General features: G+C 60.0%; 11 protein-coding genes. 2 read left to right on the top strand and 9 right to left on the bottom strand.

Annotated features, from left to right (window positions below; translation table 11 throughout):
* Window positions 1–52: 52 nt before the first annotated feature.
* The 4 genes from nolL to IF803_RS36245 all read right to left on the bottom strand — a co-directional run bounded on the left by nolL (window position 53) and on the right by IF803_RS36245 (window position 7,504).
* Complete coding sequence (nolL, locus tag IF803_RS36260) at window positions 53–1,159, bottom strand: nodulation factor fucose acetyltransferase NolL (protein WP_253594812.1); 1,107 nt, start codon at window positions 1,157–1,159, stop codon at window positions 53–55.
* Window positions 1,160–2,346: 1,187 nt separating this feature from the next.
* Window positions 2,347–4,626 carry a hypothetical protein gene (locus tag IF803_RS36255; RefSeq protein WP_050999398.1) on the bottom strand — a complete coding sequence of 760 codons (2,280 nt, stop codon included), beginning with the start codon at window positions 4,624–4,626 and terminating at the stop codon, window positions 2,347–2,349.
* A 320-nt stretch (window positions 4,627–4,946) separates the two neighbouring features.
* Window positions 4,947–5,939, bottom strand: a complete 993-nt coding sequence (locus IF803_RS36250) for a pectinesterase family protein (protein ID WP_050999397.1) — start codon at window positions 5,937–5,939, stop codon at window positions 4,947–4,949.
* A gap of 266 nt (window positions 5,940–6,205) precedes the next feature.
* Entirely contained in the window at window positions 6,206–7,504 is a 1,299-nt protein-coding gene (locus IF803_RS36245; RefSeq protein WP_038379318.1) for a glycoside hydrolase family 28 protein, read from the bottom strand.
* A gap of 518 nt (window positions 7,505–8,022) precedes the next feature.
* On the opposite strand from IF803_RS36245, the gene IF803_RS36240 reads away from it, so the two are divergent.
* Both IF803_RS36240 and IF803_RS36235 read left to right on the top strand, forming a co-directional pair.
* Window positions 8,023–8,946, top strand: coding sequence for an NAD(P)-binding domain-containing protein (locus IF803_RS36240; protein ID WP_038379317.1), 924 nt, complete (start codon window positions 8,023–8,025; stop codon window positions 8,944–8,946).
* Between the two features lie 16 nt (window positions 8,947–8,962).
* Window positions 8,963–9,301 carry a DUF2478 domain-containing protein gene (locus IF803_RS36235; RefSeq protein WP_080586185.1) on the top strand — a complete coding sequence of 113 codons (339 nt, stop codon included), beginning with the start codon at window positions 8,963–8,965 and terminating at the stop codon, window positions 9,299–9,301.
* 143 nt (window positions 9,302–9,444) lie between these two features.
* Here IF803_RS36235 and IF803_RS36230 read toward each other — a convergent pair whose 3' ends face one another.
* The 5 genes from IF803_RS36230 to IF803_RS36210 form a co-directional block, all read right to left on the bottom strand.
* Window positions 9,445–10,224 (bottom strand): hypothetical protein, encoded by a 780-nt coding sequence (locus tag IF803_RS36230; protein ID WP_240536971.1) that lies wholly within the window; start codon window positions 10,222–10,224, stop codon window positions 9,445–9,447.
* Between the two features lie 975 nt (window positions 10,225–11,199).
* Entirely contained in the window at window positions 11,200–17,940 is a 6,741-nt protein-coding gene (locus IF803_RS36225) for a shikimate kinase (protein ID WP_461195522.1), read from the bottom strand.
* Window positions 17,941–18,035: 95 nt separating this feature from the next.
* Window positions 18,036–18,314 carry a hypothetical protein gene (locus tag IF803_RS36220; protein ID WP_018270173.1) on the bottom strand — a complete coding sequence of 93 codons (279 nt, stop codon included), beginning with the start codon at window positions 18,312–18,314 and terminating at the stop codon, window positions 18,036–18,038.
* 84 nt (window positions 18,315–18,398) lie between these two features.
* Window positions 18,399–19,040: a hypothetical protein gene (locus tag IF803_RS36215; RefSeq protein WP_461195521.1), complete on the bottom strand. Its 642-nt coding sequence runs from the start codon at window positions 19,038–19,040 to the stop codon at window positions 18,399–18,401.
* 1,052 nt (window positions 19,041–20,092) lie between these two features.
* On the bottom strand, window positions 20,093–20,836 hold a 744-nt coding region (locus IF803_RS36210; protein WP_461195520.1), incomplete at its 5' end, for a group II intron maturase-specific domain-containing protein.

The following is a 20,836-nucleotide window of genomic DNA, read 5'->3' as shown; positions in this document are numbered from 1 at the left end:
CCTGCTATCTCATGATCTAAGAGCCTCCTGGCCGGATTTCGGCTACAGCTACTTATCCGCAGGCTGCCCCGCTCGACATAGGGCGCGGGGGTGAAGTTCCAAGAATGAGCTGAGACAGATAGGGAATGTCATGCACGGTTCGGCGCACCATTAGCGCGACGAGGACAATCGCAGCCCCTAGAATTCCCGCCACAGCCAACTTGGATGTGAGATCCAACGGCTCTGCGTACGGTATCGAATCCATGAGACGAAATGCCATGCCCTGAATCAGGTACAGCACCAGCGTGCTCTGTCCTATTTCCACGGCGATAAAGCGGACCACTCGATTGGAGCGGCCAACTCTCCAGCATTGCCGGAAGAGTTCACTCATGATCGCTGAGGCCGCTGCTGAGCCAAAAAGCATCAGAAGCACGTCTTTTGCCGACTGCATATCTTTGACCAGGGCGAGATTGTTGTAGACGTAGGTGTCTTTGCGCCAGGCCAGAAAGCACACCAGTGCGGCTATTGAGGCAGACATGATCAAGAGCGGCTTGTAAGCGCCCGTTATGCTCGTCCACCAGTCTCTTGACTGCGCAAATGAGAATCCCAAGCAGAAGAACGGGTAAGTGTACTTTATGAGAGGAAATATGGAGAATGTCAGAGGTGCAAGTGCGACCAGGATGACCGATAAGAATAGGATCCAGGGCGACCAACGATTGAAGATCGAAAGAATTTTGACGAAAAGAAAACAAACGAGCGCGGCCCAGATGAACCAGTATGTGCCGGCGACATCGTTTAGAAGCTGTAAAATGTTGCCTGATGCGTCAGGGGCGCGGGGAAGCACGGCTAACTTTGCTGTCTCCAGGAGAGCGCACCAAAACAGCATGGGCACCAAGAGCTGCATCGCCCGATCACCGACGGCTTGCATCAACGACTTTCGCAACAGCGCTCGGCAAGAAAGATATCCGCTTATCGCCATGAAGAGAGGCATGTCGAACATGTAGATCCATTTGAAGAATGGCGAATCCCAGAATCCTTCATCTCGGTAGAGGAGATATTGGATCAAGTGACCGACGATCACCAAAATGATGAGCACTGCTTTGTCGAAATCCAAAGCTAGATCGCGATCGTTTTCCTCTGGCGTACCAGGCAAAGTCGACCCAGTTACATTTCGCATCATCTCGACATCCCTTAATCCAACGAGCTGGAGATCCGTCTGACGTTGGGTAGCTGCCGCGACCAAGTACTGGCCGGAAGCTGCATCATCAGGTCGTCGGTGCCGCGCGGCAATCAGGATGGAAGTGCTTCCCAGCCAGATTGTCGCGCTATACGTCGGTCCATCATGCGCATCAATTTGGAGTTCCGAGCCGACATCAAAGACATCCCTGCCGGATGTCACAGGGCCACTCTCCGGAACGCTGCTTTGAAGCTAGCCGTTCAGGTCAGCTGGAATATCGGGTGCTGGTGAACCAGGCGTGCGAAGGTCGGCCGTGGCCTGGCGGCGCCCGAGAAGACACCACATCATGACGACTGTTCTTAAAGCCAAGTTTCATGAGATGCCGCGTTATACCGGAGCACGGGATGCCTGGTCCAAGAACGAGATAGGCTGAGCAGCCGAACATCGGGATCCGGCGGCCAACCACTTAGTATGAAAAGCAACTGCTGCAGCTTTTGCTCCATGGAAATCGATCCGACCGATGATCGTGGAGGCAATTGCCATCGCAACTCTACGCTCCGATAGCTGGCTGCGCGCCAATGTTCAATTATATGGATGTGGGCGATCGTTATAAAGAAAGCGGGAACGAGCTATACGACGGTTTACCGATTTAAAGTGGTGCTACCTCACTTCGATCGGCTGCCAGACCGAGCAGTCACCTTGCTGGGTGTCCCGTCCGGAAAAAGTGTTTGCAACGCACTACGAGAATTTTGAACAGCGGCAATACCCAACTCGAGCATGAAGGCCTAAATATATGTAGGTTGCGCAGCAGGGCCTCCTTCCGAAAGTATTCGACCTTGCCATCACGATTAGCCAGCGTCAGCAAACCGACGTTTGTTGGCGAGCGTTCCTACATCCACCAGACGCTCGCGTCGTCCGCACTCCGGGCTGTGGGCGGTCGAAATGGTTCGAACAGTTGCGCTTACTGAGCAACGGCTTCTAAGGCAAGATGATCGGCGGAAGATTTGTGAAAGCCTGAGGGATAGAGAAGGCCGCGTTCAAGCTGCGCCAACAAACAGGAGGCTAGACCGCTCAGGCGGTGCCCATCTCAGTACTTCGAATGGATACATCGGCTGTCAAGGGCCGGGCTGTAGAACGCCTCGCGCGAGCTGCCCCGCCGAGCGCCTGAGATTGCCGTCCGCCTGCGCTCTTCAGCCACGTTCAGGATAGATGCGAACGCGCTGGCGCCCCTCGCTTTCATCCAACTCGCCCCTGTAGGGCACACCGCGGATCTGGAAATAGGTTGGACGCCCAGCCTGCGGCATGATGCGTTCCCCCTGCAGGACGCGGACAAGGTAAGGCGGAAGGAACCGCTCGCGGTGCTCCCATCCGCCGCGGATCAGATACCCAAGGTCCCGTAGGCCCTCACGGGGTTGCTCGGCTTGGACGATCTGCGGTGGATGATGAAGCGGCTGGGATGGCCCAGCTTCATCAAGGTAGCTCGGGCGCGGATGATGGATCAGGCGGACATCCGTGCGCCCTCCTGGTCCGAATGTGGCCGAGTAGCGCTCACCGTTGATCATAAACTGACTTGGCCCGAACTGGTTTGGCAGCAGATTGATGTTGCCGAGGACGTCAACCAACACGTCCGAGGCCGCTTGGGAGCCGTGACGCCAATCCGAGCCAACGACGGCCCCAATATCCCGCAGTTCCTGGGCGCCCCCGGACGGTCCAGCGAATGACGGCGCTCTGCGAAATTCAGGTGCGGGCGCAGAGCGTGCATCGTCGTGCAAGTCGTGCGGTGTGGACGGATCCAAATCAACCAAGGGATCCAGACCGCTGTAGATGTTTGATGACCGAGGCCTCACCGACGATGGTGAGGCGGGTTCCTGCATCTGTTGCCCGAGCCAATCCCAGGCCCCTTGGCTTAGGCTGGCTGGAGTCGCAGGAAGCCCGTGCGGCAGATTGGGTTGCGGGAGCCAATAGGGCGCTTGCACAGGTGCGGCGGGTTGGAGAATCTGCTCGCTGGACCGATCCCAAGCCCCGGCGCTCGGGCTGGCCGATGTTGCGGGAAGCTGCTGCGACGAGCTGGCCTGCCAACCGTGGTGCGGCACTGCCAGTGATGAGGTGGGTCCGTGGATCTGCTCACCAAGCCAATCCCACGCTCCCGCACTCGGCGTGGCTGGCGTTGCCGGGACCTCCTGCGGCGAGTGCGCCTGTCGGGCGCCTTCGGCGACGGGCTGCCCCGCATCCTCGGCAGGGTGCAAGCCGAGGGCCCTGTTCGCCTCAAGGATTTGCTGGTAGCGGCCAAGCCTGAGCAAATCAGCTTTGATTTTGCCGTCTTCGGTTTCTTGCCTATACTCCGCGACATCCTGGTCGAGCCCGGAGGTGAAGAGCCGGCCGGCGATGGCCTGCTTATCGTGCTTTTGCAGCCATTCACTCAGCCTCGACATTCGGCGAGCCTGCCTGTCGATCGTCTTCGGCTCAACCCTGCGTGTCGCCTTTTCCGCCGCGGCCCACATGCCGATGAGGGTCGCGTCCGCGGAATGGGGAGCCAGGCGACGGAGATCGGCTGACAAGGTGTTTCCGGCGCCGACCTCACGGAGCTTTTTCAAGGCAGCTTTGATACGCCTTGCGCGGTCCGCTGCATAGGTGTCGACATCTTGGTCGAGCTCAGCTTCGAGCTGGTGGTTTTCCACCTCCGGATCTTCCAGTTGCGCATTTTCCATCTCGAGGCGAATGCGATCCGCAATTGAGGGCCTATCGTTGTCATTCAGGCGCGCGCTCAAAATGCGCAGGTCGGCTGCCGCATTTCTGATGGTGCCGTCGGTGAGGTTGCCGGCTGCGGTGCCGTCGGTGCGGTTGCGGACTGCTCTTTGTCTAAACTCTTTGATGAGCGCCTCGTCTTCCGGATCGACCCCGCGCGTCCGGCCCGGCTGTCTGGCGTAATCGACGCGAAAACTCGTCGAGGAAGCATCCGACTGCGCGGTCTCCCGCGAGGACTTGCTACTCCCTCCAAAGGCCTTGCCGACCCCCGACTTGAAGCGCGACCACAGTCCGCGGCTTTTACCGCTCCTGGCCTGAACCCCAGGCTCCGCGTCCGGCAAGCTGTAGCGCGCGCTGCTGAATAGATCATCGCGCAAACTGGACTGCGGCACTTGGGCCGGAGCATCAAGCTGAAAGCGGGGAATGTCTACGCTCCGCCGCGCATCGCCCCGCGCGCTGTCCCTAAAATCCGAGCGTGGCGGCACCCGCATCGAACCGCCGAGCTCGTCCCGTCGAACTGCCCCTCCCGCTCCTGCGGGAGTCTGGTCCGGCGAACTCGACTTTGCGGAACTCTCATCAGGCGAATCGAGCTGCAAATCTTCCATCCGCCGCTCAAAATCGCCTTGCTGGCTTGCGCTGCCCCCTTGCTGCCCCGCTCGCCCCTGTCGGGCGGCGTAGGCCTCCATCCAAGCGCCTGAATCGAAGAATGGGTCGACTGGATCCATCCTGCTCTCCTTGTGATGTATTGGCCCTGCGCAATCCACACGCTTGCACGGCCGCTAAGCGGCAGCTGTGAAGCGAGGTCAGATTTTGGATTTTTATGGGACCTAGCTTTCGAAAAGCTGACGAGAAGAATTCACAGCGGGCAATGGCGCTTGCGATGATCTCCTCTGAAGGGGCAGCAAGAAGCCGGCGTGGCGCGACGGCCGGGCCCTGCCCCAATTTCAGTTGCTGTCGACGGGACGCCCCAGCGCAAGGACGATCTCGTCCCCGCTATTGACCCGAGAGCCGCTTAAAGATGAGAAGACAGCCCGTAAGCGTTCCTCTATTCCGATCTGGAAGGTCCGGCGGATAGCCAATCTGTGGCACCTGCGAAGAACGTTTTCAGCGACCATTTCGCGGCTTCGCCATCGGTCAATTGGTGAGAATAAGGCTCGCGACCTGCGGGATTGGCCCCAACACCGGTGGATTTGTATTCAGCATAGTAGGCCGTCCTCAGCGAATTGGTCTTGCCCGGAGCCCATTCGCGCCAGCCTTCCGCGACCACCGGTGCATCCAACTTCGTCGATAGGAACACCACCGTTGCATAGGGGCGCCAGGGTCGGCCAAGCGCAACATCCCGCGCGGCGGAGTCGGCAGTCAGTCTGCAATGATCGAACACATAGGCACTGTCCTCGTCCGGCGCTGCCTTGCTCTGCGCGGTATAGACGACCGCCTGATTGGCGATACCGTGCAACTCACAGTGTCGGAAATAGGCCTTGGCATTGCCGAATATGAAATCGACGTGTCCCTCGATATAGCAATCCGAGAAGTATTGTCGCGACATTCGGCCGTTCTGCCCCTTACCGGCGAACAATGTGTCCTGGGCGCCGAGCAGGCGGACGCGGCTGATGATGTCCCTGTCTCCGGTAACAGACAGTGCGACGGCCTGCGAAGCTGGATTTGCCGAATTGAGCGCGTAATCGTTTTGGATCGTCAGGTTGTCGAGCCGGAAGTCATCGCCTGAGGCGTCCAGCGTCGCAGAACGGATGGTTCCTCCGACGTTGATCGCGCCGTCGCCGTACACAATGACCGTATCATCCGGCTTCCTGCCTAAGCCTTTGATATGAACACCGGATTTGAAGACTTTGACCTTCTCGCGATAAATGCCGGGTAGGATCTCGATATCCCCGCCTTGGGCCGGTAATGCGTCGATGGCTGCCTGCACGGAATGATAGGCTGCCCTGTCGCCGTGCGAGACAAGAAGTGGCTGAGCATGGGCTGCACAGATGCAAAAACATCCGGCCAGAACCGCAGCGAACACCGCGAAATTCCGCATGTGACCTCACCTGTTATCGGGTTCGCTGCACGCTTGATGCTATCGGTACAATGTGCCGCCGCGACCTGGCAGCCGAGCATGGTCAAACAACGTTTCCTACCGAACTGGAACTTACCCGCGATAGCCGAAACGTCCGAGCGCGGTCACGCTTGTCGGACTCCTGCAATAAGGCGCGAGCGCCGCCCCGCCATTCGCAAGACCAGCGAATCAAAGCCGTATCAAGGCAGACCTGAGCGGTCTTAAGGCTCGGCATCGAGTTGTTGTGCTTACTGGTTACCGTCGCGGAATGCCCTGGCGCAGCCCCGCCAACCGCGTGGCACCGGTTCTCTTGCTCGCCCGGGCAGCGGCGGCGACACGTCAGAATGATCGGTGGTCACATTTGCATGTTCGAGCTGCCAAGTCGCGGAATCGGCAAACCGAACATCCTCTAGCGTCACGTCAAGCGCATGACCCTCGTCTAACCCGCGCATCAGTAGCGCACCATTGTCGCCGCGCACATGGCGCAGAACGATCTGGCGATAGACTGGAATCCTCATGCCTTGGGCACGTGGATCGTACTTTGTATCGAACACGACCGGCCATCGGTTGCCACGCAGACACACATTCTCATAAGTCACGCGCTCGACCAGGCCGCCTCGGCTGACATCGCTCTTGATGCGCAGGCCGGACGTCGTGCCGTCCAGGGTCAGGTTGCGCACGAGTATGTCGCTGGCGCCAGAGTTCACCTCGCTGCCGATCGACATCCCGTGTCCCCACCCGAAATAATTATCGGTGATGGAGATATGGCGAGTTGAACCATTATCGCCGGCTTTGATCGCTACGTTATCATCTCCAGTGCGGATGAAGCTGTGGATGATGGTCACATCCTGGCTGGCGCCTGGGTCGATGCCGTCGGTATTGCGGGCATCGGCCGGTGTATCGATCGTCAGACCCCAGACAGTGGCACCTTCGACCCGGTTCATCGCGACATGGAAATTGGGTGCATTGCGCAAGGTGACACCAGAAAGCGTGATGTCCTGCGCATGATCGATCTGAATCAAACGCGGAGCGTTCTGACTACCGCCCTCGGCTTGCGCGCGGCGGGCCAGCTGCCACCAGGTCTCGGCGCTGCCGACCATCGGCGCACCGCCCTGGCCATCGATGATGCCGTCGCCATAAATGCCGCCGCCGCGCGTTTTGGAGAAGCTGATCAACGGCCGGCAACCATCGCCCTTACCTGCGATGCGGCCACACTGTCCGCGGCCCTTGTCGTACGCAGCTGGCTCGGGAATAGCCAAAAGTGTTGCACCGCGTCCAATCCACAAGGTTACGCCCGATTTCATCTCGAGCGGATACGACCGGAACTCGCCACGTCCGAGATAGACCGCAGCACCGGCGGGGCAATGGTCGATGGCATCCTGGAGCCTCGCCGTATCGTTGCTGCCAGACGGCACCGGGCGGTCGCAGACCGTATGAGGTGCAACGGGCTCGGCGACAATGCGGCGATCTTGCGCGTTCGCGCCGGGGCAGACAACCATGGTGGCAACGATGGACATCAGCGTCCATTCGCGAAAATGCTTTGTCATTAACTTCGTCTCTTTGCCGCGAGCATCATCGCCGCTTCGTTATCCTGAGCTGAGCGCTGACCAACCAGCCGCAGCTCGCCTCACAGGCCAACGCAAGATGACATTTATAAGACGCAAAAAAGGCCTAGGTCTTGGGAGTTCACGCCATGAAGAATGAGCGTTTCGCAAGAGATCACAGCTTGTGACGACATGCACTTGAGCGGCAGGTGGTGCTATTGCAGCACGGGTGCGTCTTCAATTGGCGTGCGACACTCGGTTCGAGGCGGCCCAACCTTTACACGGCCTGCACACCAACGGCGTAGAGACGGTGAGCGGCTCTGATTATCTCAAACCACGCCAGTTCCGGATTTATGGCTTTCCGTTCCCTCTAGGCGGTGGCTGCCCGCCGGGGCCGCAATTCAGATGTGGCATGCATTGTGATTGATCTTGCGAGTGAGCGCGTGGTCCACAATTGATGGCTGAGCGCGCGAGAACGGTGACGCAACGCAAACACTCTAATTGCGATCAAACGGGAACAGATGACACAAGGTTCACAAGCGACGATCATTGGCGCCGGACGCGTCGGGTTAAAGCTCGCTGAACTTCTCACAACGTCTGGCGGACGAGTACGCTTCGTGGATCACAGGCCGGTGGCTGAAATAGATCAGAATCTGATCGTGAGCGATGCGATCCACCTGACGCTGGAGGCCAAATCCGCGATTGCGGAGTCCGATATTGTCGTTCTTTCCTTGCCGTTCACGGTAGCAGGAACCGCGTTCGGATCCGCCTGTCCGTGGCTCAAAGGCGACGCATTGTTGATCGAGACGCTTTCGGTCAAGACGAAACCCGCCTCCTGGGCGGTCACCTTACCGCGCGAGGTGGAATATCTTGGCCTCAATCCACTGTTTGGCCCGGAGCTCGGGTGGGCAAATCGTCCGGTCGCGGTGATCGCGTATCGATCAGGGCCGCGGCTCGAAGTCTTTCTGCAGCTTTTACGACGCACGAATGCAAGCCTTGTCGCGCTCGATGCTGAAGCTCACGACCGACTTCTTGCGCAGCGTCAGCTGGCTGCGCATGCGCTGCTCCTGTCGCTTGCAAGCATCCTTCGCGACGAGAACACTAAATTTCCGCTTGAGGTCGGTCCGCCTCCTTATCACCTTCTCCTGGCGGGAGTCGGGCGCATGTTGAGCGGCGCCCCCGAGACGTTTGCTGAGATTCAGACGGAGAATCCTTTTGCGGCGGCAGTCCGCTTGCGTCTGATCGCGGAACTCGAGAGGCTAAGCGGGGGCGGCCAGGAAGTCCTAGATCACCTTCGCCGTGAGTGGAGCGATCTCGCGCCACGTCTCAAACCGGCCGCCGAGACCTGCGAGCGCCTATTTGCGTGCCCGATTTTCCCTCTAGAGATGAGCGAATACGAGTATCGCTCCGGCGAATGCCGCCTTGCGCGGTGTGATCGAGATTGAAGACATAGGCGTATGACTGTCGTTCCGACAGGGCAAGAAATCTCGATTCCCGGGCTCTCTTTTCGTTTCCCGAGCGCTTCCCGGCCGGGTCGATCTCTCCGCGATCAGCAAACTTCGCCGGGAGGATGCAGCTGGCGGCGGCCTGCGCGGCGAATTCGCGTGCACGGTCGCCCGTGGCGCACCACTGCTGACCGTGATTTCGGCTACGTGTCTTACCGATTTCTGCACCCGATTGCCTTACGTTTATCAAGTCGTGAAGCATTGGTTGCGCGACGTCTCCACGTGTCTAGCGTGCAGCCGATTCCTTAGCGTCGCGTCCAACCCATGGAGATATGCTCGATTTCATCCTGGGTGAATCCGACCGGAGCGCGCCACGCCCGAGATTGACCGCAGTAGTAGTACCGACATCGTACTTCTTGATTGAAGTAGCACTCAGATAAACTTCCGCCTACTTACGGACCGCCCTTGGTGCCTCGCTAAAATCGTTCGGCTGTACCGCTACACTTCCCGACTGGTGTCCAGCCTCCCCCTCTCCATGTGCAAGGCGCTCCAAACCCTGAGGGCTCGCGGTGTGAGGCTGGCACCGGCAAGTTGTTTCCAGGACTTCCGCACCTCGATCCAGCGGCTTTTTCGAGCGGGCAAGGCATCAAGTATTTTTTGGGCAATCGGAGCCAGGTGCGCAGTTTCGGAGTTCGGGTCGCGCTTGGTATCTTCAAGAATTTTGAAAGCGGCCTTTTCGGACCGCGTCCAACCCGACTCGGTGAACCTGCTCTCCGCGAAATACTCAAAACACGTGCGGAACGTCAAAGCGCGGCCAATGACCGTATGGTTTGGTAGTCCCGCTTGGCTCAGCCACCGCCGGAGATACCCACACCGCTCTTGGCTGCCATTCTCGGGAGGACCGCGAAATTCGAAGCCCAAAAGCATCGTCATGCCAGCGATCTCGCGTCGTATCTCTTCATCCTGCTTTTCGAACCAATCCCGGATTACCTGTAATGGCGTCGCAGGCGGCTTCACGACCGGTGCCGCAGCGGTGCGGTGGAACGAGACCACGTTTTCCAGCGGAGGCATGCGCGGCCATGGCCTTCCATCTGCGTCCCACAAGACCCACCGCGCTGCAATCTTTTTTGCCTCTTCAGGAGACCTGGTTCGCCAAAGCTCCTTGAGCGCCTCATTGACGTAAGATGAGACGTCAGCTTTCAGGCCACATGTACGTGCTATTGCTGCGCGGCGTCCGGCGTCAATGAGCCGCGCCGCGAAGTTATTCTCTGCGTTCATTTGCCGAGGCCCTTCATGTCCTTTCTAGCGCGCCCCGCTAATGGCTCTTCGTCGGCGTGATACGGGCCCGCCGGGATCTACATCAGCAGGCGCCGTCTCCGGCTTAAGTTCCACGTGTCGCCAACTTCAGTGGCCAGCCATGGCCTCAACTTGCGATGGTGGCCATGCCAAGTGAGGGCGTCCTGTGCATTCCAAGGGTCTGCATTGTTCGTGCCACGGTAACAGCCCGCGATTCGTATTCGTTGTGTCCCGCTTTGTTTGCTTTGCGACTTGGGCTCGTCTTGTTTCTTTCCATTCATGGATCATCCGTGGCAGCTTCATGTGCCGCCGGGAGGTTATCGATTGTACAAGTGTTTTTCAGCAAGTTCAGACCCGGATGAAGGCTCCGTGCCGCGTCATCGACGCCGTTTGAATCGCCGTCGTTGCGACGAGTGCGCCGTCAGATCTCGGCTCCGCGTTCGGGCGGACATGCGACCAAGGCCTCGTGTTGCGTGAGGGGGCATGTTTTCTCCCGGTTCGCTCTGCCGGAGGATGCTGAAGATACCCAGCATCCTCAGACAGAGTAACCCGCTATTTCGAGGCAGAGCCCACTCCTGGCACGCCCGATGGCGATCGTTTCAAAGTGCTTTCCTCGCTCATTGAGGAATAGGAGGACGGGCATTTCTCCACCGCACACGGCGATCCGGTCGACGTCCTCCATTTTGCGTTTGAGTCTATGGGCAAATCTCAAGCCGCACTCGGCAATCCTGTCGGGCGCAATCGCGCGTCTGAAATACTGAACCGAATTCGCCCTCTAACGCTGGAAATGATCCGCACCATTAGCAAGCAGTGGAACATTCCAATTGACGCCCTGATGGCTCAATACGAACTGGTGGGTATACGCCTAAATTCTGAAGGTCCGCCTAAGCGGGCCTTCATCATTCCCGTGCGCCTTCGAGATATACGTGAGTGGCTCACGCGCGATAAGCCACCCGCTCAACCAGGTTCGCTGACAACGCCACCGCTCAGCTTCGCATGGAGCTTATCCAGCAACGCATCTGCGCTTTTGTTGATCCTCCGGTCGATCGGGTCAATTTTCAGATCTGCCATCTGATAGACAGGTGCGCGCTCGCGCATCATCTCTTTGATCGTCTCTTCCGGATTGTCGGCTTGCAGGAGCGGACGCGTCGTGTTTTTGACCAAGCGCTTCGTTATGGTCTCCGGATCGGTATTGATCCAGATCGAGATCCCTCTCTCGCGGATACGATCGCGGATCCTCTCGCTCATGAACGCGCCGCCGCCCGTTGCGAGCACCACGGCACCTCGCTCGAGCAATTGCAAAATCTCGCTCTCCTCCAGATCCCTGAAATACTGCTCGCCGTGGTCTTTGAAGATTTCGTTGATCTGTTTGCCCATCCTGGTCTCGATCGATTTGTCGGTATCGACGAAATCGAGGCCCAGCAGCTTGGAGAGCCGGCTGCCGATTGATGATTTCCCAGCGCCCATCATGCCGACGAGCACGATCGGCCTCTCGCCCAAGGCTGCAACGATTTGCCCCGCGATGGGAGAGCGCTTGGGCATCTGGGGCTTGGCACTTCGCAAGGCGAGGACCGCGCTGGCGTCGGCCGTGCCGACCGCTTCCGCTTCCCAGTTGGGGATGCTCGTCGCCTGATCGGGAACTGGCACCTCGTTGACGATCTGTCTTGCGCGCTGCACGAGCTGCTCGGCCCTCGATTGGTCCATCGTCCCTCTGCTGCCTCGCTGCAGCATCTTGTATGTATCGTGATTGGCAAGCTTGGCCTGGTAGCTGGCCGGTGTATGGAACTCGACCTCGAAACGGTAACCTTCGGGTGTTGCAAAGACGGTTTTGATTCCGACATAGGTCGGATTTCGCGTCCTGAACCAATTGGTTGTGCTGAGCTCGGTATAACCCTGCTCCTCAAAGGCGAGCACGGCCTTCCTGAACCCCATTGTAAAAGCGCCGTCAGGGATTTGAAAAACGTGCCGGACGGCGTTGCTGATCAGCTGTGAGGCAGTCCCGGAGGGAAGGCTTTTGCCTGTGAGTTGGTCGCTCAATGATTGTTCTGTCCGCAGGCGATGCTGATCGTGCGGCAGATTCACCTGAATGCCGTGTTGTTGCTGCAAGTTCGCGACGACATCGCCGACCACCTTCCTGATCGTCTCATCTTCGCCTCTCGCCCGATCAGCCTCACGCCTGGCGCGCACGGTGGCCTCCTCGCGACTTAGCGTGATCATCGCACCGTCGTCGTTGGTCGGCCGCGGGGCGGAAGGTTCGGGCAGAATACCACTTTCCACACTAAGCTTGATCGCGGCTTCCATGACGGAGGCTGCCAGCGTCGGATTGTCCTTCAGATCGGCCAAAGTCGCCTCGACGTCCAATCTGCCGCAGTTGAGATGGGCCGCCATGCTCTTGGTATAAGGCACCGATTTCAGAGCCGGGGTTGCCTGCAGCAATTCCTGCAGACGTTTGCTTTTCGCTGCGAACAGCCGGGCGCCGGTGTCGGATTTATAGGCGTCGGTGCCAACCTTGACGCCAAGACTCAGGAAGTTGTTCGCGCTTTTGACAGGGTCATCGGCAACGTAACCGTCCGGCAAAGGATGGATACGCGTCGGATAGTTGTCGACAAGCAGCTGGATGCGCTCTCGCGGCTGAGCAGCTGCCGGATATGCCTCGGCCAGGTCCGGGAACAATTCGCACAGCTGCGCACTCAGCGTCAGCCTTGCGTCATTCGAACCGTCGGTGGCAACGCCCACGGATTGCCCTTGCGCTGTCCACGCCTCAAGGTCGGCGATGAGTAGATCGGCCATTTCGCGGGCGACCGGGTGTCGTGCCGCCCCCATTTCCGCTCTCGCTTGGTCGAGCTTGCCCTCAATATCGGTCCGGCTCGCCGGCTCCTGGTCCAGCAGATCACGAAGCTCGCGCTTGAGCTGGTGGTGAATGCCCTCGTAGCTGCCGAACAGGGCACGCTCGGCAAACCAGTGGCGCGCCTCAGGCGATTGCGCCAGAAAGCTTCGCAATAGGCCAGTATAAGTTTCCAAGACCCCTTGTGTGGCGGCGAGGATCTGGCTTGTGCGGCTGAATTGATAACGATCGTCCTCGATCGCGGGGGTGTGCGATTTCGGCGGTTTGAGCGAACGCACGCCCTGCGCCTGCTCCTGCTGATCGAATTGCCGCACATGCTGATAAAGCGCGGGACGGTCACCGACGATAATGACGGCGTCTCCGTCGAAATCGCCATCGAGCCGCTTTTGCTCCACAGGCGGAACGGCAACCAGCGAGCCCGGAGCGAACACTTCGGCTGCCTGGAGGACGCCGACAGTTTCGAGCGCTGTGTCCTGCTTCGTGCGGTCCTTCGCGCTCGTCCAGCTCGAATGGATCTTGACGTCTTCAGCAGACATGACGAGGTCGCGGTCGGCAAAGTCAGCTGGCCAGATCTCGTCAGGCACCACGATCAGCAAGCCCTTGGCAAAGAAGGTCGGATCGTCCGCGGCCAGTTCGCCATGCGATTTCTGGGCGACATTCAAGCTATATTGAACGGCAATGCACCGATCAAGGAACGCCGCCGTCGGATCTCCATCGGCAGCCGATGTGACTTGCTCAGCTGCAAATGGACGCAGGTTAGGCTTGTCATACGGTGATCGCCCGATCAGCACCCCCGTCGTACCCGCCAAGGTGTCGCTCTTGATGGTCGACACATGCAGACGCCCATCGCTTGAGGGCACGGCAATAGCGGCAGGGGCATCGATGTGTGCAGCCGTTACGGTGCGATAGAGCTCCTCGGACGTGAGCTCCTTGTTCTGTCTGCTATTGAGCCAGTTCCTGGCTTTATCTCTTGCCTCGTCCGCCACCTTTTCGCTGCGCGGATAATGATGCAGCGCCGAGGCAGGCACAGATGCTCTCTTGCCTTCAGCATAGGCGGGGACCCGATCGGGGCCATTCTGTTCGCCAGCGAGGCGAACAGCGCGCATTTTCCCAGCCAGTGAGGCCTTGATGAAGCCGGTGCCGTCATGTGGTCGCAACGCGATCGGACCGTTTGGTCCAACGAGCGCGAATGGGTGAGCCCGCTCCGCAGGCCGGTCCGGGAGCAGCGAGATTTTGAAAGCGCCTTCGAGCACGCTGTCCTGGGGCGCGAGGCCTTTGATGGATGGTGAGCCTGCAAATCCCCTGCGCTGGGTATAAAAGTAAGCTTCCTTGAATGGCGCCCAGGCACGCGATAGCTGCTCGAAGTCCGTACCCGCTGCGGTGTCGGCATACGGAATTGCGAGCAGCTTCCCCCCCGCCTGCTCGATCCGCCGCCCGCCAGGCGCGCGCGCACCGACCTGCGCCAGGGTCAATCGCGGCGGCTTCAGCTTGCTGCCGCCGAACAAATCCATACGATACGGGATGCCATCGACACTGAGCGTGCGGGTCAGCATGAAGCTGCTGGGCTTTCCAGGCAGTTGGACCGCAACCACCGGTACTTTCCCCTCAGTCAGGCGATGCAAAACCGAATATCGTATTTCCGGATCCGTGGTCAGCCGCTGACCTCGCATATCCACGACCGGCAGCTGCATCAATCCGGCATTCCCCTCCGGGGGACGCGGCTCGTGGTCCATGTCGCGCAACACTTGGTGGGTGTTGAATTTCGCGGCAGGACGCTGCGCATGGACTGTCGCGACATTTTGCTCCAAGAACGAATCCAGCGCATCGATGGGGTCGTCGGCCTCGATGTCCGCGATCAGGTTCCAGCTCATGTTGGACAGATCGCGTTCAATCAGATCGCGTGTAGAGTGCAGGATCTCTCTGGTCCCGCGCGCGATGTCCTGCTGCCTGATTCGCAATTGGGATTGATCGCCTTCGACATAGGGGCGTCGATAAAGTTTCTCGAGGATCACCCGGGCCTTAAGGACCTGGTAGATCGACAAAGCGGGGGTACGGCTCGCGTATGGGCCACGGATCCGTTCCGCATCGGTCGCGGCCAAATGCGCCGTGATCTTGTCGTGCGCGATGCGCTGAATGTCGTTCAACAAGGTCAGCGCTTGCCTGCGGTGCCAGCGCAGCTGCTTCTGCGAGCTGCGCGCCAGGGGCAGCACAGCGACGCTGAGGTGTCCCATGGTCTCAAGGTCATGCTCAGCGGCAAAATCGTCACCGGCGCTCAATTCCGCAAGCCTGGTCAGCCCCAATGGCGCCAGCAAGGACAAATCGTCAAACAGCCGCGCCTTGCCAAAGGCTTTGAAAATGTTGGCGATGCTAAGAACGCCAGCCTGTTGCAGTCGATCGTTGGCATAGTACAGATGGTGCGCGAGCTTGTGCAGGCGGTTCTTCAGAAGGGCGGCTTGATCGCTCTCTCCACGGTCTTCGGCCTCCATCGTGCAGCGCGCCAGAGCATTGGCAAGCATGCCGAGCTCAGGGGTGGTGAAGGCATTAAATCGTCGCGCTCCGGCGCCGACACTGCGCGCGATCTCCATCACCGCCTGCCTGCATGCCTCCTCTTCCGGCCATTTGGCAAAATCGTGCAACAGGGTCGCGACCGCCAGCGGCTCAAAATCGGACAGTCCGGCCTCGCGATGCATCATCTCGCGCGCAATAGCAGCTGTCGCCTCGCCGCAGCGTTCATGCTCGAACTTGCCGAATCCGTTCGCAAGATTCCGCAAATTCTGCTGCGTAAAGCCGAACAGCCCATCTCGTCGGTCGGCGCGGCCGCAGATTTCGGCCGCGATTGCCAACATGGCCTCGCTGCAATTCCTCTCGCGCGGCAACTTGCTGAACCCATTCACGAGGTTTGCAAGTCCTTGCGGGGAAAACTCGGCGAGCCCACGCTGGCCAGCGTGGCGTGCGATTTCGCCGCCTATCAAGGCCATTGCCTGCGCGCAGTCGTCATCTTCTGCGAGCTTGCTCAAACCGTTCGCCAGCATTGACAAATGCTGGCCATCGAAGCTAGCGAGCGAATTGGCGCGATAGTTGAGCAGTTCAGTGGCGATCGAAATCAGGGCTGGACGAGCGGCCTGTTCTGGCCATTTGGAAAAGCCGTTCGCCAGATTTGCCAGGTGCTGCTCAGTGAAATCGGACAGTCCGCTGTCCCGGCCGGCGCGATCGCGGAGCTCGCTGGCAAGCGCTGCAATCACGGGATGGGAGCTCAGTTCGCCGGGCCGCTTGCTCAATCCGTTCACAATATTCGCCAAGTCCTGCGGGGTTGCATTTGCAAGGCCATTGCGGTGCTCGGCGCGGCGGCTGAGTTCCGTTGCAATCGACAACGCGGCTTGACCCGCCCGCTCCGGCCATTTGCTGAAGCCATTGACCAGGTTTGCCAGGTGCTGGAACCTAAAATCTGCGAGCCCCTCGATGCTTGTGGCGCGGCGACGGATTTCGGCTGCGATCGAAGCTATCGCCTGGCCGCAGTCCTCTTCTGTTGGCCATTTGCTGAAGCCGTTCACCAGATTTGCAAGATCCTGCTCACTAAAGCGGGCGAGCCGTTCTCCCCGCGTGGCACGGACCACGATCTGTCTTGCGATCTCGACCGTCGCGGCCCGATTGATATCGTCGTCCATCGACATGGTCTTGCTGAACGCGTGCACCAGGCGGGCGAGCTCCCGTTCCTGAAAACGCGAGAGCCGGACGCGACGGCCCACGACTTCGCCTGCGATCGCGCTTATTGCGTGGAACGCTTGCGCAATCTGCGGCCATTTCGCGAATCCGTTCGCCAGGCTGGCCATGTCCTGTGGGTTGAATTCAGACAAACGGGAAGGCCGGTCGGCGCGGCGAAGAATCTCACTGGCTAGCGCGCGCGCAACGTCCTCGGTTGGCAGTTTTCCGTTCAACTTGCCGAACCCGCTGACGAGGTTCGACAGATCCTGGGACGAAAAATCAAAGAGCTGAGCTGGACGCTCGGCGCGGCGAACGATCGCCCGGGCGATCTCGGAGCTGGCGCGAACACATGCCTCGTCTTCCGCCCTGTTGGCGAAGCCGTTCAGCAGCATTGCCAGGTCCTTTGGCTTAAAACCGGACAGACCCGACCTGCCGTTTGCACGTTGATCAATTTCAGCGGCAATCAAGGCTTCGGCGCCGCCAAGATTTGCGTCTTGGGGCCATTTGCCAAAGCCGTTGACGAGGTTCGCCAGTTGCTGCTCATCGGCACGAAAGAGCTCAGCTGCGCCGCGACGGACGAGTTCGCTCGCAACCGCAATTGTGGCTCGCTCGCAAGCCGGCTCTTGCGGCCACTTGCTGAAACTGTTCACCAGGGTGGAGAGATGTTGTAAGGCAAAATCGGTCAACAGATCGGCCTCTACATCGTTTGCCACCTTGAGGCCCGCTTCACGGCAGGCCCGCTGTTCGGGCCACTTGCTGAAGCCGTTCATCAGCAGGGAGAGGTCTTGACTGCTTGACTTGTAAAGCACGCCTGGCTCATCGCAGCAGAATTCGGCGATCCGGATCGTCGCATCGCGGCATTCCATGGCCCGGGAGTGGCGGCCAAAGGAGGAAGCAAAGAGGGAGAAGCCTCTGGGATCGACCCGCTTCATATCGGCATTGTCAAGGCGCGAGAGTCGAGCCGCCAGAGCTCTGCAAGCACTTGCCCCGGCTTCACCTGTGCGGCTGATCACGTTGCATGCCGTTGCGTACGCCCAGGAGCAGCCGATGTTGTCTTCGAGCTGCGGGACAAAACGCGCCTCGAAATGTGCAGCCGCCTTTTGGTCGAATTCGGCGAGTTCGTGCCCACGGAACTTTTTGGCATAACGCACCAACCCACGCGAGAAGACATCGATGTTGCGAGCGCCCGCAATGTCTGCCAGCGCGGCATTGAGGTCGTGCGAATTCCTAAAATGAGCTTGGGATGTTACATGCTCAACGTTCCGGCCTGTGGCATTGTCACCGCGCCATCCAGGTCCGCGACCTCGTCCCGCGACCGATTGAGGATGCGGTGCAAGCTGGCCTCTTTGCTCAAGATCGGCGCGGCCTTGTCGCCAGGGCTGCTCTTGCGGTCGCAAGTCACCAGCCTCACGACAAGCTGCGCCACCGGAAGCTCCATAAGGCTGCGGCGAATTCTGATGCGCAGGCGCCGCGTCAGGATGCCATCCGCCCCTCTGGTCCTGCCGACCGGGAAGCGGCCGGGCATGTCGCGGGAGTGCGCTTTGCCGCGAGTTTCCGGCTACTCGATCGCTCCGCCAAGGCTCTCCACCGCGACCCGGAAGACCGTCGTTCATGCCTGGTGCGGCATGAAGGGGCGCCGCGGGCGTGCCCTCGAAGCGACGCCAGCCTGGCGCTTCACCGCGCCAATTGGAGGCAAATTGCGATTGCAAGGCAAGCCCCTCACCTTGCGGTGTTCCGGCGGCTCGATCGGCACGCCACGGCCCGCGGTCCGAACGTGACGAGCTTGCATCCGGATGCGGTGCGCCACGGTGACCTTTCCGATTTCGCTCAGGTCCTCGAAGGTCGGCGGACGTCGCGGGCAGCTCCTCGAGGCGCCATCCTTGCGCGCCGCTGCCCTGGCCGAAACCGGCTTCGATATGCGAATGCCGCGGCTCTCTCGGGAAGCCGCCTGCGGCTTGATCGCCGTGCCAGGACCTGCCTGAGAAACGCGAAGGGCCGGCATCGCCATCAGGAGCTGCGCCATCGCCTCTGTGAAATCGGTCAGGGCCCGCACCAATATTGTGTGATGGCATATCATCGATGCGCCAGGCCGGCATTTCGCCAGGGCGCGCGAAGCGGCCTTCGACAGTCGGGGCACGGGCGCCTTCTCGCGCGTCTTCCCGCGCGCGATCAGCACGCCAGCGTTCGCCTGCCGGACGTGCGCCGTCTGCGTTGCCTTCTGCCGTGCCATGGCGGGAATCAAATCGCTCACGGAGCGAGCCATCAGGTGCCAGAAAGGGCCTGTTGTTGAAGCTCCAACCGGGCGCCCCGCCACCTCGATCCGAATCGCCGACCCTATACGGCCCGCGCAAGACAATTTGCGAGCTTTCGTCTGGTCGATTGGCACGCCATGGCTCGTCTGCCGAACGCGCGGATGCTGCGCCCGCATTTTGTGCGGGCTCGCGGAATTGATCCGGCCTCCAGGAATCCGGAGCACGCGCGCTCGGCGCGGATCCATCGTCAAGGCGCGACCTTCCTGCGACATTCCCCCTGCCGGACCAGCGCCCTTCCTCACGGAGCGCGCGCCCTGACGAGGTTGACGTCTGCGGATCATCGAACGAGGATCTTGCACCGGTACGCAGCGCGCCGGCGCCGGAGGAAGAGCGGAGATTCTGATTGCCTCCGGTCGCGCTGTGCAGCGCCTGCACCAACATCCGATGACCAGCTGAAGTTGGACGGACAGGCCGCTCCGGCACACCAGCGCAGGTACGGCGCTCGTCACCAGAGAAGGACGCGGGCCAATCGTCAGGCTCGGAGCGAATTTGATTTACGACCGAGTTGAATGATTGACGCCCTTCACCTTGGCCAGCAGCCGTTTCAACGCGAGCACTATCGGCATTGTCGCCCGCGGTGCGGCCAGCCTCTGAATTGAACGATTTGCTGCCCTCATCAATGCCGCGCATAAACATTCATCTCCGATCTAGGTGGGACAGCATGACCCATCCGCCACAAACTGGCTCTCCGACGCGGACATTCGCCACGAACGGCGGTGTGAGGTCGATACCAAGTTCCGCTGACGGAAAGCTGACGTGAACTGACCATGAGAACTGACCATGAAAGTGGATTTGTCAGCTCACAGGGGAGGCAGACAGATGTCGACGGCGACCGGTGCGAAGTGCCAGCCGCCAGCATTTTCTACAAGGGCGTTGCACTCATGGTCCTAAAACACCGCAGATCGTTCCCAATCGGGATAGGGGGGAGCCTCGCGGCTCCGCCCCTCCCACACCACCGGACATACGGGTCCGTATCCGGCGGTTCAGTGGATTATGCGGTCTGCAGCGCCGCGACGGAAGCCAAGCCGAGTGAACTGAAGAACGCGATTGGCATGGCGATGGTGAGTGCGGGACTGTTCGCGAGCCGCCAGGGGCCATGTGGGCTTCCGGCGGTTTGCGCCGCCCGATCCCGGCCGACGCCGCGGCGTCGCAGCTCGGCAAAACGAGTGATTCCGCGCTTCCACTGCTTCCAGGCGATGGCGCGCAACCGCCGCCTGAGCCATTGATCAAGGTCGCGCAATATCGACGGGGTTTGGCAGAAGCCGAAGTAGCCGCGCCATCCGATCAGATAGACGGACAACTCCTTGACAATCTGCGCAAGGCTTCGGCCGCGCGTGCGCCGTGTCAGCTCCCGAACTTTCGCCTTGAAGCGCGCGAGCGCCTGCGGCGCAATGCGCCGCCGCGGTGCTGTCCCGCCGGTGAAGCTGAAGCCCAGGAACTTGCGAACGCTCGGTTTGGCGACCGCACTCTTGGCCTTGTTGACCTTGAGCTTGAGGCGCTTTTCGAGGAACTTCTCGATGCCGGCCAGCACCCGTTCGCCCGCTCGCTGACTGCGCACATAGATGTTGCAGTCATCGGCATAACGCACAAAGCGGTGGCCGCGCTTCTCCAGTTCCTTGTCCAGCACATCCAGCATCAGATTCGACAACAGCGGCGAGATGGCTCCCTGAACGCAAAAGATAACTTCCGCTTTGAACGCGTCATCACCGGCTGGCGCGATGGAGCCGTTGTTGAT

Source organism: Bradyrhizobium sp. UFLA06-06, from assembly GCF_054820065.1.
The sequence above is the reverse complement of the archived record's forward strand: the minus strand, read 5'-3'. Positions and strand labels throughout refer to the sequence as shown.

Excerpts from the sequence above, each read along its gene's own strand:
- IF803_RS36240 (WP_038379317.1), top strand. The coding sequence starts at position 8,023 with ATGACACAAGGTTCACAAGCGACGATCATTGGCGCCGGACGCGTCGGG.
- IF803_RS36230 (WP_240536971.1), bottom strand. The coding sequence starts at position 10,224 with ATGAACGCAGAGAATAACTTCGCGGCGCGGCTCATTGACGCCGGACGC.
- IF803_RS36245 (WP_038379318.1), bottom strand. The coding sequence starts at position 7,504 with ATGACAAAGCATTTTCGCGAATGGACGCTGATGTCCATCGTTGCCACC.
- IF803_RS36220 (WP_018270173.1), bottom strand. The coding sequence starts at position 18,314 with ATGCCCGGCCGCTTCCCGGTCGGCAGGACCAGAGGGGCGGATGGCATC.
- nolL (WP_253594812.1), bottom strand. The coding sequence starts at position 1,159 with ATGATGCGAAATGTAACTGGGTCGACTTTGCCTGGTACGCCAGAGGAA.
- IF803_RS36250 (WP_050999397.1), bottom strand. The coding sequence starts at position 5,939 with ATGCGGAATTTCGCGGTGTTCGCTGCGGTTCTGGCCGGATGTTTTTGC.
- IF803_RS36255 (WP_050999398.1), bottom strand. The coding sequence starts at position 4,626 with ATGGATCCAGTCGACCCATTCTTCGATTCAGGCGCTTGGATGGAGGCC.